Here is a 15509-nt window from a genome sequence, read left to right on the forward strand (position 1 = left end):
ATGTCCGTACTCGGTGAACAGGTGGCCGCGGCGCTGGAGTTCCCCCCGGGGTTCCTGTGGGGCGCCAGCACCGCCGCTTTCCAGATCGAAGGCGCGACCAGGCAGGACGGCCGCACCGACTCGATCTGGGACGCGTTCTCCCGCCGCCCCGGCGCGGTGGCGGGCGGGGACACCGGCGAACCCGCGGCCGACCACTACCACCGCTACCGCGACGACGTCGCGCTGATGCGGGCGCTCGGTTTCGGCGCCTACCGGTTCTCGATCGCGTGGTCCCGCGTCCGCCCGGACGGCGGCGAGGTCAACCCGAAGGGGCTGGACTTCTACGACCGGCTGACCGACGAGCTGCTGGCCAACGGGATCACCCCGTGGGCGACGCTGTACCACTTCGATCTGCCGCAGGCGCTGGAGGAGGCGGGTGGCTGGGCGAACCGCGACACGGCGTTCCGGTTCGCAGAGTTCGCGGAGACCTCCGTGGCACGGCTGGGGGACCGCATCCCGTTCTGGTCCACCCTCAACGAACCGTGGTGCTCGGCGTTCCTGGGCTACGCGGCGGGCATCCACGCGCCGGGGCGCCGGGAACCGGAAGCGGCCGCCGCGGCGGCACACCACCTGCTGCTCGCACACGGGCTCGCGATGCCCGAGCTGCGGCGGCACGCGCCTGCCGCGCGGCTGGGCATCACGCTCAACCTGTACCCGGTGCAGGGCGAGGACCAGGAGGCCGTGCGCAAGATCGACGGGCTGCAGAACCGGCTGTTCCTCGACCCCGTGCTGCTGGGCCGCTACCCCGAGGACCTGCTGGCGGACCTGGAGCCATTCGGTTTCCCCGTGCGCGACGGGGATCTCGCGGCCATCGGCACGCCGATCGACCAGCTGGGCATCAACTACTACCGGGGTTACGAGGTGACCCGCGACCCGGCGCTGGGTGAGGCCGCGGGCCCGGAGTGGATCGGGGCGCGGGAGGTGCGGTTCATCCCCGACCCGCACGCGCCGCTCACCGAATCCGGCTGGCAGGTGGAGCCGGACAAGCTGACCGACACCCTGTTGCGCGTGCACCGCGAGTACCCGCACATCCCGTTGTACGTTACGGAAAACGGCGCCGCGTACCCCGATGACGTCGGGCCGGACGGGGAAATCGCCGACGACGACCGGATCGGCTTCCTGGACTCCCACCTGCGGGCCGCGCACGCGGCCGTCGCGCAGGGGGTGGACCTGCGCGGGTTCTTCTACTGGTCGCTGCTGGACAACTTCGAGTGGGCCGAGGGGTACGCGAAGCGGTTCGGGCTCGTCCACGTCGACTACGCGACCCAGGAGCGGACGCCGAAGCGTTCCGCCGCCTGGTACGCGAACGTGATCGCGGCGAACGGGCTGCGCTGAGGTCAGGCGGCGACGTGGAACGGGACGGTGCTGACGGTGCTGACATCGGTCGCGGCGGCCGGGTACTCGACGAACAACGCGGTCGCGTTGTCGGTGCCGCCCGCGGCCAGTGCGGCGGCGGTCAGCGCGGGCGCCGAGTTCGCGGGCTGCCGCAGCAACTCGGCCATCGTCGCCAGGTCGAGCGTCTTGTGCACGCCGTCGCTGGTCAGCAGCAGCCCGGCCGGACCGGTCAGCTCGGCGTGGCCGTACTCGGCCTCGCCCGCGGTGCGCACGCTCGTGGTGACCAGGTGCTCCATGCGCGGGGTGGGCACCTGGCCCCGGTCGCGGAAGTACTGGGCGAGCGTGTGGTCGTGGGTGAGCTGGCGCAGCCGCGTGCCGTCCCACGCGTACGCCCGCACGTCCCCGACCCACGCGATGCGGTACCCCCGCTCGCCGGCCTGTGCGACGACGAGCACGCAGTCGCCCGCGTCGCGAGCGCGGACGGCGTCCCGCGCGGCGAGCAGGGCCGCCGCGGGGCCACTGGAAAGGGGGGACCGGGTCGCCGCCGCGACGGCGATCCGGGCGGCGTGGGCGGCGTCTTCGGCGTCGCCCACGCCGTCGGCGAGCGCGAACACGGCGAAACCCGTGGCGGGGTCGGTGCCCGCGGCCACCGCGTCGGCGTTGACCGTGCGGGGTCCCCGCACGCTGGCGGTGTGCCACACCGGGGCGGAAGTGCTGGTCATGGTCCCCTCCTTCGACCGTTGTCCCCAGTGTCACCCCGCGGGCTGAGCGGCGCCTGAGGAATGCGTGAAACGCTCCTGTGATCGGCTCGTCGGGGCACGCGGTCAGGACGTGAGGTCGTAGACCGTGGTTCCGTCCACTGTGGTCGCCGTGAAGTGCTGCGCGACCCACTCGGCGATCTCCTGGGCGTCGTCGCTGCCGGAGGTGGCGCCCATCGACGAACCGGTGCCGACGAAGTAGTGGATCTGCTTGTGCGCGACGTACTCCTGGAACTGCGCGAGCGTCGGTGCCGGGTCGGTGCCGTTGAAGCCGCCGACCGCCATGACGGGCACGTCCGCGGCGAGCTGGTAGCTGGCCGCCGGGTTGGAGCCGACGGTCGCCGCCGCCCACTTGTACGCCCCGCTGTCCTGCCGGAGCCGGGAAACCAGCGCCTGACCTGGGGTGGAGGTGGTGAGCAGGCTGCCGATGCCGCCGCGACCGCCGCCCGGCGTTCCGCCGCCGAAACCCCTGCTGGCGGGACCTGCTGACGGGATCGCACCGGAATGCGCGGTCGCCGCGGTGGCGACCGTGTAACCCGCCGGACCGGCGAGCGTGGCGACGAGGGCGAGCACCGCGACCCCGCGCGCGGCGGCACGCGGCAACCGGTCCGCGACCAGCAGCAGCGCGGCCGCGGCGAGGCCCAGCAGGAGCACGAAGTACTTCAGCCACGGCTGCCAGTCCGGCTCGCGCAACAGGACCAGGTACGCGGTCAACGCCGACAAAACGACTCCGCTGGAAAGGATGCCCGCGGCGACCGGGTTCGCGCGTTGCCGCCACAACCGTTCCGCGCCGAGGCCCACGAGCGCCGCCACCGCCGGGGCGAGCGCAATCGTGTAGTACGGGTGGATGATCCCGCTCATGTAGCTGAACACCAGGCCGGTCACCAGGAGCCAGCCGCCCCACACGATCGCGGAGGCACGGGTGCGGTCGGTCCGGGGCGCGGACCACGTCAGCCACAGCAGCGCCCCGAACGCGAGCACCGCCGCGGGCAGCAGCCACGCGATCCCGCCCGCCATCTCGCTGCCGAGCAACCGCGCCCAGCTGCCACTGCTCTGCGCCCCACCGAGACTGCCCACCTCGTTCCCGGTGATGCGGCCGAAACCGTTGTAGCCGAAGGCGAGTTCGAGGATGCTGTTCGTCTGCGAGCCGCCGATGTAGGGCCTGCCGCTCGCGGGCCACAGCTCGACGACGGCGATGTACCAGCCGGCCGAGACCAGCACCGCGGCCAGCGCGCTCAGCAGGTGCAGCAAGCGCTTTCCCAGTGACACCGGCGCGGCGACGAGGTAGGCGAGACCGAACGCGGGCAGCACCAGGAACGCCTGCAGCATCTTCGCCAGGAACGCGAACCCGACGGCCACCCCGGCGAGCACGAGCCACTTCGCGCTCCCGCGCTCCACCGCGCGCAGCGTCGCGTACGCGGCCGCGACCAGCAGCAGCACCATGAGCGCGTCCGGGTTGTTGAACCGGAACATCAACGCCGCCACCGGGGTCAGCGCGAGCACGCCGCCCGCGAGCAGCCCGGCCGCCGGGCCGCCCACGCGCCGCACGGCCGCGTACAACAGCGCCACGGACGCCACGCCCATCAGCGCCTGCGGCACGAGCACGCTCCACGAGCTGAGCCCGAAGATCCGCACCGACAGGCCCATGACCCACAACGCGGCCGGGGTCTTGTCGACGGTGATCGCGTTCGACGGGTCGCTGGAGCCGAAGAACAACGCTTCCCAGCTCTCGCCGCCCGCCTGCGCGGCGGCCGAGTAGAACGCGTTGGCCCAGCCGGAGGAGCCCAGCCCGACGAGGTAGAGCAGCGCGGTCGCCACCAGCAGCCCGGCCAGGGCCGGGCGCACGCGGGGTCGGCGCAGCCGGGCACCGCGGGACGTCGGCGGGCTTTCGGGGACGGGGTGGGCCAGTGCTGTCATGAGCCCACTTTTTCGACCCGACCTTGGCCGTCCTTGTGCCGTTCCTGTGTGCTTCCTGTGCGTGGCAGGCGTACCTCGAACTCCGTGCGGCCCGGCGTGCTCCGCACGTGCACGCGCCCGTGGTGCGCGGCGACGACGGCGGCCACGATCGCCATGCCCAGCCCGGTGCTCCCTGCGGCGCGCGAGCGCGAGGAGTCCCCGCGGGCGAAGCGTTCGAACACGTGCGGGAGCAGTTCGGGGGAGATGCCGGGGCCGTCGTCGATCACGGTGAGCACGGCGTCGCCGCCGGACGCCGCCAGCCGCGTGGTGACGGTCGTACCGGACGGCGTATGCGTGCGCCCGTTCGCGAGCAGGTTCGCCAGGACCTGGTGCAGCCGCTGGGCGTCACCGCGCACGAAGACCGGTTCGCCGGGCAGTTCGAGGCGCCAGCGGTGCCGCGGCCCGGCGATGTGGGCGTCGCCCACGGCGTCCGCGACGAGCCTGGAGAAGTCCACATCGGACTGTTCGAGCGGGCGCCCGGCGTCGAGGCGCGCCAGCAGCAGGAGGTCGTCGACGAGGGTGGTCATCCGCGCCGCCTCCGACTCGACGCGGTTCATCGCGTGGGCGATGTCCGGTGGCACCCCGTGGTGCGAGCGGCGGGTCAGCTCCGCGTACCCGCGGATCGCGGCGAGCGGCGTCCGCAGCTCGTGGCTGGCGTCGGCGACGAACTGCCGCACGCGCGTTTCGCTGGCCTGCCGGGCGTCCAGCGCGCGGTCGATGTGGACGAGCATGCGGTTGAGCGCGTGCCCGACCTGGCCGACCTCGGTCGCCGGATCGGTGTCGGTCACCGGGACGCGCACGGACAACGCGACGTCACCGCGCTCCAGCGGCAGTTCGGTCACCCGCGAGGCCGCGGCCGCCACCCGGTCGAGCGGGCGGAGCGTCCGCCGGACGACGAACACGCCCACGACGGCCGCGCCCAGCACCGCCACGAGCGCCACCCCGCCGAGGATGAACCCCACGGTGAGCAGCGTGTCGTTCGCCTGCGCCAGCGGCAGCCCGAACACCTCGACGCCATCCCCGGCGGCGATCGCGAGCACGCGGTACTCGCCCTCGGTGAGGGAAACGGTTTCCGGCTGCCCCGCCACGGCCACGTCGCTGAGCGTGGCCAGGTCCTCGTCCCCGAGCGGCTGCCGGACCGGCACGTGGGAACCCGGCTGGGCGGCGAGGATCTCGGCGTGCGGGTCCGCCCCGGTGATCCACGCGTGCACGGTGCCGGTCGTCGTGCCCGAGGCGTCGAGCGCGTCGCCGTGGCCGGGCCCGCCCTTGACGAAGAACTGGGAGCGGTTCACGGTGTCGCGCAGCTGGTCGTCGACCTGCCGGGTCAGGAACGCGCCGAGCGCGAACTCGCTGATCACGCCGATGAGCAGGCACACCACCGTGAGCAGCGCGACCAGTGCGGCGATGAGCTTCGTCCGCAGCGGCCGTGCCCGGGCAGCCTTCGGCGGTTTCACACCTTCGACGATCGCCGCCGTTCGTGTGGGGTGCTTGTGTGCTCCCTGTGTGGCGGCTGTGCGATCGGAGCAGCGTCCTGATGGACAGGAAATCACGGGAACGACCGAGCGCGTGATCCCCATTTCACTAGTTAACTAGTGAAAGGTGCTACAGTGGTCGCCGCCGACGAAAGGAGACGGCCATGAGCTCGGGAAGGCAGCCTGACCAGGCACTTCCGGTCATCGCCAACGGCTTGGGCAAGAAGTACCGCAGGGGATGGGCCCTGCGGGAGACCTCCCTGGTGATTCCGAGAAACCGGATCGTGGCCCTCGTCGGCCCGAACGGCGCGGGCAAGAGCACGCTGATGGGACTGATCACCGGGTTGCTGCGCCCGACGACCGGTGGGATCACCGTGTTCGGCGCCCACCCGACGGGCAAGGGGCTGCACCCCGCGGTGTCCTACCTGGCCCAGCAGAAGCCGCTGTACCAGCAGTTCACCGTCACCGAGACGTTGAAGTTCGGGGCGCGGACCAACCAGACCTGGGACCAGGGCTACGCCGAGTACCTGGTCGGGCAGGCGGGATTGCCGGCAAAGGCGACGGTCGGCACCCTCTCCGGCGGACAGCGCACCCGCGTCGCACTGGCACTGGCACTGGGCAAACGACCGAAGCTGCTGGTGCTCGACGAGCCCTTGGCCGATCTGGATCCGCTGGCCCGCGAGAGCGTGCTCCGCACGCTGATCACCGAGGCGAGGACTCAGGGCATCACCGTGCTGCTGTCCTCGCACGTGCTGGCAGAGCTGGAAGGCGTGTGCGACCACCTGGTCCTGCTCCACAAAGGACGGGTACTGCTGGCAGGGGACGTCGATCACCTCAGTGCCGGCGGCACCTCGCTCGGCGAGCTGGCCCTCCACCACATGCGCCGGGCAGTACAGGAGGAAGCGGCGTGATCTGGGTTTCCTGGCGGCGGCAACGCGTGCAACTGCTCACCCTGCTCGGACTGCTGGTCGTCGGCGCCGGCATCATCGCCCTGCTGCGGTCGAGCATGATCCACGACATCAACTCGCTGGGGCTCGGCCGGTGCGTGACGCAGGCGGCCCCGGAGTGCTCGACCGATCGGCCCGGCACCTTCCGCGAGGCGTGGACCGACCGGCTCAACCTGGGGCAAGCCGCGATACTCTGCCTGCCCGTCCTGATCGGCGTCTTCATCGGCGCTCCCCTGTTCGCCAGGGAACTGGAACAGGGCACCCACGTGCTGGCCTTCACCCAGTCCGTGAGCCGCACCCGGTGGATGTTCAGCAAGCTGGCCGTCGCGCTGGCACCGGCGTTGATCGTGCTGATCGCGCTGCAGTACCTGGTCTCGTGGTTGCTGTCCGCGGCCGGGTTGCTCGGCCCGCGAGCCAGCGGGGCGTTCCACTTCCTCAACTTCGGGATCGAGCAGGCCTCGCCTGTTGCCTACACGCTGTTCGCCTTCGCGTTCGGCGCCTTCCTCGGCGTGGTGTCCCGCCGCACCCTGGTGGCGATGACCGGGACGCTCGGCGCGTTCGTCGTCGCGCGCTTCGCCCTGTCCGGCCTGGCGGCCCACCTGGTCACCCCGGAGCACCTCGAGGCCGGGCCCGGCGGGAACGTGGCCGAGCTCCAGGGCGGCGGCATGACGATCGCACGGGGCTGGCTCGACACCGCGGGACGACCGGTCGCCGCCGACACCGCCCGCGCCCTGCTCCAGGCGTGCAAGTCGGCCCCGGACGGGTCCCCGAGAACGCAGGAGGAATTCCTGGCGTGCCTGCCGCAGTCCGGTCTCGGAAAGCAGTACCTGTCCTTCATACCGGAGAGCCAGGCGTGGCAGCTGCACCTGATCGACGCGTCGATCTTCGGCGGCCTCGCGGTTGCGTTGCTGGCCGGTACCGCGTGGGTGCTGCGACGTCAGACGTGAGCCCGGCGGAGGCCCCTGAGCTGCGGGAGCACCTATGCTGACCGATGTGATCGAGTTCCGGATCGACCGGCGCTCGGGGGTCTCCACCTACATGCAGATCGTCCAGCAGGTCAAACAAGCCATGCGGCTGGGACTGCTCAACCCCGGCGACCGGCTGCCCACGGCGCGGGAGGTGGTGGAGGCGACCGCCGTCAACCCCAACACGGTGCTCAAGTCGTACCGCGAACTCGAACGGGAAGGACTGGTGGAGGGCCGTCGCGGCCTCGGCACCTTCGTGACCAAGGCGCTGTCCTCCGACGCCACCGCCGGCGACGACGCGCCGCTCCGCCGGGAACTGGCCGGCTGGATGGGCCGCGCCCGGGAGGACGGCCTCGTCGTCGAGGACGTCGACGCCCTGTACTTCGCGGTCCGCGACGAGCACTACCCCACCGAGGAACGATCATGAGCCCGTTGACGATGACCGCGGTGGGCAAGCGGTACCGCACCGGCTGGGCGGTCCGCGACTGCAGTTTCACCATCCCCGAGGGCGGGGTCGTCGCACTGGTCGGCCCGAACGGCGCAGGCAAGAGCACCCTGCTGCGCATGGCGGCGGGGCTCGCCCGCCCCACGACCGGTGAGGTGAGCACCTTCGGCACCCCGGTGCGGGGCCGCATCCACCCGCACGTCTCGTTCCTGCCGCAGCGCCGTTCGCTCTACCGCGAGCTCACGGTGCGCGAACAGGTGCGCGCCTGCGCGGCCATGAACGACCGCTGGTCCACCGACCGGGTCCACGAGGTGCTCGGGCTGCTGGCGGGCGTGGACCACGACGCGAAGGTCGGCACCCTGTCCGCGGGCGCCCTGACCCAGGTGGCCATCGCGATGGCACTGCGGCGGCTCCCCCGGCTGCTGCTGCTGGACGAACCGCTGTCCGACCTGGATCCGCTGGCCCGCGACGAAATGCTGCGGATCATCATGACCGAGGTCGCCGACCGCGGCACGACGGTGGTGATGTCCTCGCACGTGCTCAGCGACGTGCGCGAGGTGTGCGACCACATCCTGCTGATCGACGAGGGCCGGGTCCAGGTCAACGGGGAGATCGAGGAAATACTGGCGCGGCACCGGATCCTCATCGGCCCGGCCACGGGCAGGTCCGATGTGGACGGAACCGTGATCAGCGCCAGCCGCACCGAGCGCCAGTCCACGCTGCTGCTGCGGGAGCCCGGGCCGACACCCGAGGGCTGGGCGAGCACGGAACCCGACCTGGAATCCCTGGTCATGGGCTACCTGCGTGCCGCCCGTGAACGGCGGTCATCGCCGTAGCGCGATAGCCGGGGCTGCCGTAGGGGGTGTCCCACTCCTCGAGCCCGGCCCGCGAGCTGTGAGCCAGCCCGTCGACCGCGGCACCGGCCGTCAAGCCGCTTCCGCGGACCAGAACAGCTCGCTGTGGATGGCGGACTCCGGGACGTGGTGCTCCGCCAGCAGCGCGTGGACCACCCCGGCCAGCTCACGCGGCGCGCACACCAGCCACTCGTCCACCTTCGCCGGGTGCAGGCGGCACGCCAGCAGCGCCCGCAAGCGCTTCGCGTCGAGGCCGCCGGCGTGGTAGCGCTCGTAGCAGATCGCCAGCGCCGAACCGATGCTGTCGAACGGACGGGGCGGCCGCGGCGGGCGCAGGTCGGGGTCGCGCTCGTCGGTGCGGAAGTGCTCGATCCGCAGGCGTCCCTCGAACCGGCGGGCGAGCGCGGTCAGCTCGTCGGCGAACAGCGTGTCGGCCCCGCTGCGGTTGACGTAGAGCAGCGTCGCCCGGTGCTTGGGCGACGTCCGCAGCGCGTGCGCGAGCATCGGCAGCAGCGGGGCGATCCCGACCCCCGCCGCGATCGCCACCAGGTGCTCACCCTGTGGCGACGGGTGCACCGAGAACTGCCCGTCCGGCGGCCGCACCTCGACCCGGTCGCCCGGCCGCAGCTCGGTCGTCGCGTACGTGGACAGCCGCCCGCCCGGCAACCGCTTGATCGCCACCCGCAGCTCCGGCTCCTCCGGGCACGACGTGATGGCGTACGGGTGGGCCACCTGCTCCCCGCCGATGTCCGCCCGCAGCACGACGTGCTGCCCCGGGGTGAACCGGAACTCCTCCGCCAGGTGCGGCGGCACGGCGAAGGCCACCTCGACCGCGCACCCCGTCAGCGGCCGGACGGCCGTCACGACGAGCGCGTGGAACACCTCCGGGGCCGCGGGCCGCGGCGCGGGAGCGGGAGCCAGGTCCCGCTCGGCGAGCCAAGCCTGCGGGTACCGGTAGAACGGCAGGTTCGGGTACCGGTTGTGCACGGTGTGGTAGCTGCGGGCACCGGCGGGCAGCCGCCGGGGGAACCAGTCGAACCACCACGCCGACAGGGCGAGCGCGATCCGCTGCGGCAGCAGGTAGACGAGCACCAGCTCCCAGCCGTGCCCGGTCGCGACGACCGCCACGATCGTGCCCGGCACGAGCGCGAGCATGCTCAGCGACTCGGCGACCTCCCACTGCGGCCGTTCCGCGGTGCGGCGCAGGTAGGCCGCCACGTGCCAGAGGTCGGTCAGCATCCAGCGCAGCGGCAGCTGCCACGCCGGGCCGCGCACGTTCCACGGCGTCAGGTGCCCCTCCACGCCGTCCCGGTGCTGCGCGAGGTGGAGGAACCGCGCGGGCGCGAACGCCCCGAACGCCGACACGAACGGCATGGCCAGCCGCCCCACGACGTCGTTGACCCAGGTCAGCCTGCCCGCGGCGTGGTGGACGCACTCGTGCAGCACCACGAACATCCCCACCATCGCGGCGACGTGCAGCGGCACCGTCACCCACCCGGAGGCGACGTGCAGGAGCGACAGCCACGCCGCGAACCCGCCGAGGGCGAGCGAGCAGCCGAACAGCAACAGGGTGGGCGTCACGACGGCGGGAACCCGCACGCGGAGCCGGGGCAGTGCCGCCGCGGCCCGTGAGACCTGCACCGCCTGTACTCCAGCCACGACCGGCTCCTCGCCGATAGGGGACCTGCTGGTCGAAGAAGGTAGACAAAACAGGGCTGGATGTAAACTTCCCGCCGCGTCCTGACGCTGCTTGCAGGGCCGGACCCGGCGTGACGGGCCGCTGGCCTAGACTCGGACGTCGGGTACCCGCGTGCCCGCCACCAATCCCTGTACGGCTCGAGGAGAACACGTTGAAGAGCACCGTCGAGCAGCTCAGCCCGACGCGAGTCAAGATCAATGTCGAGGTGCCGTTCGACGAACTCAAACCGAACTTCGACCGCGCCTACCGCAAGATCGCCCAGCAGGTGCGCATCCCGGGCTTCCGTCCCGGCAAGGCGCCCGCTCGCGTCCTGGAAAGCCGGATCGGCCGCGCGCCGGTGCTCGATGAGGTCGTCAACGAGGCCATCCCGGCCAAGTACCTCGAGGCGGTGCGCGCCGGCGAGGTGCGCACGCTCGGCCAGCCCGACTTCGAGGTCACCAAGCTCGAGGACCGCGAGGTGCTGGAGTTCACCGCCGAGGTGGACATCCGCCCCGAGATCGCGCTGCCCGAGCTGGACGGCCTCGCGGTGACCGTCGACGACGTCGAGGTCTCCGACGAGGAGGTCCAGGCCGAGCTGGACAACCTGCGCGCCCGGTTCGGCACCCTGACCGGCGTCGACCGCCCCGCCGAGAACGGCGACTTCGTCTCCATCGACCTGTCGGCCACGGTCGACGGCGAGGAGGTCGAGGAGGCCGCCACCCAGGGCCTGTCCTACGAGATCGGCTCCGGCCAGCTCGTCGACGGCATCGACGACGCGATCATCGGCGCGAACGCCGGCGAGACCAAGACCTTCACCACGAAGCTCGTCGCCGGGCAGTACGCCGGCCGTGACGCCGAGGTCTCGGTGACCGTGCAGAGCATCAAGCAGCGCGAGCTGCCCGAGCCGGACGACGAGTTCGCCCAGCTGGCCAGCGAGTTCGACACCATCGACGAGCTCAAGGCCGACCTGCGTGAGCGCCTGGCCCGGATGAAGAAGGTCCAGCAGGGCGTCCAGGCCCGCGACAAGATCCTCGACCAGCTGCTCGAGAGCGTCGAGGTGCCGCTGCCGGAGAAGGTCGTCGAGGCCGAGGTCGAGAGCCGCAAGCACGACGCCGTCCACGACCTCGACCACAGCGAGGAGGCGCTGGCCCAGCTGCTGGAGTCCCAGGGCCGCACGCTGGAGGAGTTCAACGAGGAGGTGCGCACCGAGTCGGAGAAGGCCGTGCGCACGCAGCTGCTGCTGGACACGATCGCCGACGCCGAGCAGACCAGCGTCAACGACGCCGAGCTGACCGAGCGGATCATCTACCAGGCGCAGCGCTTCGGCATCAGCCCGGACGAGTACGTGCAGCGGGCCCAGCAGTCCGGCCAGCTGTCGGCCATCTACGCGGACGTGCGCCGCGGCAAGGCGCTGGCCTCGGTCGTGCGCCGCGCGAAGGTGACCGACGCCTCGGGTGCCGAGGTCGACCTGGAGGACCTGTTCGGCAAGGACGAGGACGAGGCCGCCGTCGAGACCCCGGCGAATGAGACCGAGGTCACCGAGGGTGCGGAGTCCGCGACCGAAAAGTAAAGCTCTGAGCGAACTCGGGCGGTGTCAGGACTTCTGCGCCGCCCGAGTTCGTTAGGGTCGAATGCAAGATCTCAAACTTCGAAGGACGTCCACAGTGGATCTCCTCGCGAGGTCCACGGCGGCGAAAAGGCAGGCAGACGTGACGCAGCACAAGCCCGAGGCGCGGACCAGCACCGCGGGGCTCAACCTGACCGACTCGGTGTTCGAGCGGCTGCTCGCCGAGCGCATCGTCGTGCTCGGTTCCGAGGTCAACGACGAGGTGGCGAACCGGATCACCGCGCAGCTGTTGCTGCTGGCCGCGGAGGACTCCGAGTCCGACATCCGCTTCTACATCAACTCGCCCGGCGGCTCGGTCACCGCCGGCTTCGCCATCTACGACACGATGCAGCTCATCGAGCCGGACGTGGCGACGTACGCGATGGGGCTGGCGGCGTCGATGGGGCAGTTCCTGCTGTCCTCGGGCACCCCGGGCAAGCGGTACGCGCTGCCGCACGCGCGCATCCTGATGCACCAGCCGTCCGCGGGCGTCGGCGGCACCGCCTCCGACATCGCGATCCAGGCCGAGGTCTTCGGCAAGTGGAAGCAGGAGCTGGCGCGCATCACCGCCGAGCAGACCGGTCAGACGGTCGAGCAGATCATCCGCGACGGCGACCGCGACCGCTGGTTCACCGCCGAGGAGGCCCGTGACTACGGCTTCGTCGACCACGTGCTGAGCCGGGAGAACCAGCTTCCCTCGCCCAACGGCAGCCACTGACCGGGCGTGGACAAGGAGACAAGAAAATGAGCAACTTCCAGCTTCCGCAATCCCGGTACATCCTGCCGTCCTACGTCGAGCGCACCAGCTACGGCGTCAAGGAGTCGAACCCGTACAACAAGCTGTACGAGGAGCGGCAGATCATGCTCGGCGTGCAGGTGGACGACGCGTCGGCCAACGACGTGATGGCCCAGCTGCTGCACCTCGAGCACGAGGACCCGGACCGCGACATCACGATCTACATCAACTCGCCCGGTGGCTCGTTCACCGCGCTGATGGCGATCTACGACACGATGCAGTTCGTGCGCCCGGAGATCCAGACCGTCGTGCTGGGCCAGGCGGCCTCCGCGGCGGCCGTGCTGCTGGCCGCGGGCACCAAGGGCAAGCGGCTCGCGCTGCCCAACGCCCGCGTGCTGATCCACCAGCCCGCCACCGAGGGCACGTACGGCCAGGTGTCGGACCTGGAGATCCAGGCCAACGAGATCCAGCGCGTGCGCCGCCTCATGGAGAGCACGCTGGCCAAGCACACCGGCAAGAGCGAGGAAGAGGTCCGCCGCGACGTCGAGCGCGACAAGATCCTCACCGCCGAGCAGGCCAAGGAGTACGGGATCATCGACGAGGTGCTGTCGTACCGCAAGCTCGCCAACTGAACCACCGGGGGACCGGGCGCGTGTCGGGACGGACGCGTGCCCGGTCCCCCGATTAGGCTGCGACCGCCGCGGTCGGGAGCGGTGGTCGGGCCTTCCGGGCATTCCCCGGGGACTGATGGTCCTCCCGCACCGGGCTCCGGGCGGGTACCGTCAGAGGCGAGGTTCGCATCCGCTGTCTCGGCGGCGAGGGCAGGTAGACGATCAGGTGCGCCGATCCGGCGCTCCGGAGGGGAACAGGTCAACGGTCATGGCACGGATCGGCGACGGCGGAGACCTGCTGAAGTGTTCTTTCTGCGGGAAGAGCCAGAAACAGGTGAAGAAGCTCATCGCCGGCCCCGGCGTGTACATCTGCGATGAGTGCATCGATCTGTGCAACGAGATCATCGAGGAAGAGCTGGCCGAAGCCGGCGACGTGAAGCTCGACGAGCTGCCGAAGCCGCTGGACATCCACGAGTTCCTCGACCAGTACGTGATCGGCCAGTCGGACGCGAAGCGGACGCTCGCGGTGGCGGTGTACAACCACTACAAGCGCATCCAGTCCGACGACAAGACCGGCCCCAAGGACTCGAAGGACGAGCCGGTCGAGCTCGCCAAGTCCAACATCCTGCTGCTGGGCCCCACCGGCTGCGGCAAGACCTACCTCGCGCAGACGCTGGCGAAGATGCTGAACGTGCCGTTCGCCATCGCCGACGCCACCGCGCTGACCGAGGCCGGGTACGTCGGCGAGGACGTCGAGAACATCCTCCTCAAGCTCATCCAGGCCGCCGACTACGACGTGAAGCGCGCCGAGACCGGCATCATCTACATCGACGAGGTCGACAAGATCGCCCGCAAGTCGGAGAACCCGTCGATCACGCGGGACGTCTCGGGCGAGGGCGTGCAGCAGGCGCTGCTGAAGATCCTGGAGGGCACCACCGCCTCGGTGCCGCCGCAGGGCGGGCGCAAGCACCCGCACCAGGAGTTCATCCAGATCGACACGACGAACGTGCTGTTCATCGTGGCCGGTGCCTTCGCGGGCCTGGAGAAGATCATCAACGACCGCATCGGCAAGCGCGGCATCGGGTTCGGCGCGGACATCCGCACCAGGACCGAGATCGAGGAGAGCGACATCTTCTCCGAGACGATGCCCGAGGACCTGATCAAGTTCGGGCTGATCCCCGAGTTCATCGGCCGCCTGCCGATCGTGGCGAACGTGACCCACCTCGACAAGGACTCGCTCGTGCGGATCCTGACCGAGCCGCGGAACGCGCTGGTCAAGCAGTACAAGAAGCTGTTCGAGATGGACAACGTCGAGCTGGAGTTCACGAAGACGGCGCTCGAGGCGATCGCGGACCAGGCGGTGCTGCGCGGCACCGGTGCCCGCGGGCTGCGCGCCATCATGGAGGAGGTCCTGCAGCCGGTGATGTACGACATCCCGAGCCGCAACGACGTCGCCAAGGTGGTCATCACCGAGCAGACCGTCCGCGAGAACGTCAACCCGACGATCGTGTCCCGGCAGCCTTCCCGCCGCCGCAGCACCGAGCGCGGCGAGAAGACCGCCTAGTCAGCGGCGGGGCCGCTGTACTACCCGGGCGACCGAGAAGAGTCCCGCTTTCGTCGCCGTGGGTAAGGGGCCATTGCCCGAACGGGTCGGGGACGGGGCGGATAAGCTACGCGAATGAGCGTCGAGGGGGCAGGTCCCGCTCAGGGGACCGAAACCGCCACGACCGGTACCGCGGACACGGAAACCGTCGTCCCGGAGGGCCGGGGCGATGTGCGTGGGATCAGCGATCTGACGTACCGGATCATCACGCCGTACCTGAGCCACCGGCACGTGCACCGCGGCGTCCTGGTGGTGCTGATCGCCCTCACCGCCGTGTGCCTGGTCGCCACGCTCGTGCGCCTGTCCCCGCTGCCGCTGCTGCCGGTCCCGCTGTTCGTCGCGGGCTGGTTCACGCTCCGCAAGGTCCGCGCCACCACCGACGACGACCGCCGCCTGCTGTTCTGGTCGTCCCTGACCCTGGCCGCCATCTTCGTCGGCTTCTGGGCCCTGTCCCGCGTGTCCAGCTGGATGCACTAGCGCCGCATCAGAAAGCCTTCCCCCCGC

The 15509-nt window shown here is 70.9% G+C and carries 14 protein-coding genes; 10 read left to right on the forward strand and 4 right to left on the reverse strand.

Annotated features, from left to right (window positions below; genetic code table 11):
- Positions 1 to 1374: a GH1 family beta-glucosidase gene (locus BMZ92_RS25720; protein WP_091512488.1), complete on the forward strand. Its 1374-nt coding sequence runs from the start codon at positions 1 to 3 to the stop codon at positions 1372 to 1374.
- A gap of 2 nt (positions 1375 to 1376) precedes the next feature.
- On the opposite strand, the gene BMZ92_RS25725 is transcribed toward BMZ92_RS25720, so the two are convergent.
- The 3 genes from BMZ92_RS25725 to BMZ92_RS25735 all read right to left on the reverse strand — a co-directional run bounded on the left by BMZ92_RS25725 (position 1377) and on the right by BMZ92_RS25735 (position 5542).
- Positions 1377 to 2096: a PP2C family protein-serine/threonine phosphatase gene (locus BMZ92_RS25725; RefSeq protein WP_091512491.1), complete on the reverse strand. Its 720-nt coding sequence runs from the start codon at positions 2094 to 2096 to the stop codon at positions 1377 to 1379.
- Between the two features lie 102 nt (positions 2097 to 2198).
- A complete protein-coding gene (locus tag BMZ92_RS25730) occupies positions 2199 to 4049 on the reverse strand; it encodes a glycosyltransferase family 39 protein (RefSeq protein WP_091512494.1) in 1851 nt (616 codons plus the stop codon).
- Positions 4046 to 5542, reverse strand: coding sequence for a sensor histidine kinase (locus BMZ92_RS25735; protein ID WP_245783250.1), 1497 nt, complete (start codon positions 5540 to 5542; stop codon positions 4046 to 4048). The genes BMZ92_RS25730 and BMZ92_RS25735 overlap by 4 nt, the downstream gene beginning before the upstream one ends.
- Positions 5543 to 5724: 182 nt before the next feature.
- Here BMZ92_RS25735 and BMZ92_RS25740 point away from each other — a divergent pair, with 182 nt between their 5' ends.
- From BMZ92_RS25740 to BMZ92_RS25755, 4 genes are read left to right on the forward strand one after another with little or no spacing between them, the layout of a single operon-like run.
- Entirely contained in the window at positions 5725 to 6471 is a 747-nt protein-coding gene (locus BMZ92_RS25740) for an ABC transporter ATP-binding protein (RefSeq protein ID WP_091512498.1), read from the forward strand.
- The gene (locus tag BMZ92_RS25745; protein ID WP_091512501.1) at positions 6468 to 7454 is read left to right on the forward strand and encodes an ABC transporter permease; all 987 of its coding nucleotides are present in this window, start codon (positions 6468 to 6470) and stop codon (positions 7452 to 7454) included. The genes BMZ92_RS25740 and BMZ92_RS25745 overlap by 4 nt, the downstream gene beginning before the upstream one ends.
- A 46-nt stretch (positions 7455 to 7500) precedes the next feature.
- Positions 7501 to 7899, forward strand: coding sequence for a GntR family transcriptional regulator (locus BMZ92_RS25750; RefSeq protein ID WP_218153554.1), 399 nt, complete (start codon positions 7501 to 7503; stop codon positions 7897 to 7899).
- The gene (locus BMZ92_RS25755; RefSeq protein ID WP_091512507.1) at positions 7896 to 8753 is read left to right on the forward strand and encodes an ABC transporter ATP-binding protein; all 858 of its coding nucleotides are present in this window, start codon (positions 7896 to 7898) and stop codon (positions 8751 to 8753) included. Before BMZ92_RS25750 ends, BMZ92_RS25755 begins: the two co-directional genes overlap by 4 nt.
- Before the next feature lie 90 nt (positions 8754 to 8843).
- Here the strand turns inward: BMZ92_RS25755 and BMZ92_RS25760 are convergent, their stop codons facing one another.
- Entirely contained in the window at positions 8844 to 10430 is a 1587-nt protein-coding gene (locus BMZ92_RS25760; RefSeq protein ID WP_245783251.1) for an FAD-binding oxidoreductase, read from the reverse strand.
- Positions 10431 to 10621: 191 nt separating this feature from the next.
- Between BMZ92_RS25760 and tig the strand changes: the two genes are divergently transcribed.
- The 5 genes from tig to BMZ92_RS25785 all read left to right on the forward strand — a co-directional run bounded on the left by tig (position 10622) and on the right by BMZ92_RS25785 (position 15482).
- Positions 10622 to 12019 carry a trigger factor gene (tig, locus tag BMZ92_RS25765; protein ID WP_091512511.1) on the forward strand — a complete coding sequence of 466 codons (1398 nt, stop codon included), beginning with the start codon at positions 10622 to 10624 and terminating at the stop codon, positions 12017 to 12019.
- Between the two features lie 139 nt (positions 12020 to 12158).
- Positions 12159 to 12773, forward strand: coding sequence for a ClpP family protease (locus tag BMZ92_RS25770; RefSeq protein ID WP_091512514.1), 615 nt, complete (start codon positions 12159 to 12161; stop codon positions 12771 to 12773).
- 26 nt (positions 12774 to 12799) lie between these two features.
- The gene (locus tag BMZ92_RS25775) at positions 12800 to 13423 is read left to right on the forward strand and encodes an ATP-dependent Clp protease proteolytic subunit (RefSeq protein WP_091512515.1); all 624 of its coding nucleotides are present in this window, start codon (positions 12800 to 12802) and stop codon (positions 13421 to 13423) included.
- 247 nt (positions 13424 to 13670) lie between these two features.
- Positions 13671 to 14966: an ATP-dependent Clp protease ATP-binding subunit ClpX gene (gene clpX / locus BMZ92_RS25780; RefSeq protein WP_091512518.1), complete on the forward strand. Its 1296-nt coding sequence runs from the start codon at positions 13671 to 13673 to the stop codon at positions 14964 to 14966.
- A gap of 114 nt (positions 14967 to 15080) precedes the next feature.
- The gene (locus BMZ92_RS25785; protein ID WP_091512519.1) at positions 15081 to 15482 is read left to right on the forward strand and encodes a hypothetical protein; all 402 of its coding nucleotides are present in this window, start codon (positions 15081 to 15083) and stop codon (positions 15480 to 15482) included.
- The last annotated feature ends 27 nt before the right edge of the window (positions 15483 to 15509 follow it).

Source organism: Amycolatopsis sacchari (assembly GCF_900114035.1).
Lineage (GTDB): Bacteria > Actinomycetota > Actinomycetes > Mycobacteriales > Pseudonocardiaceae > Amycolatopsis_E > Amycolatopsis_E sacchari.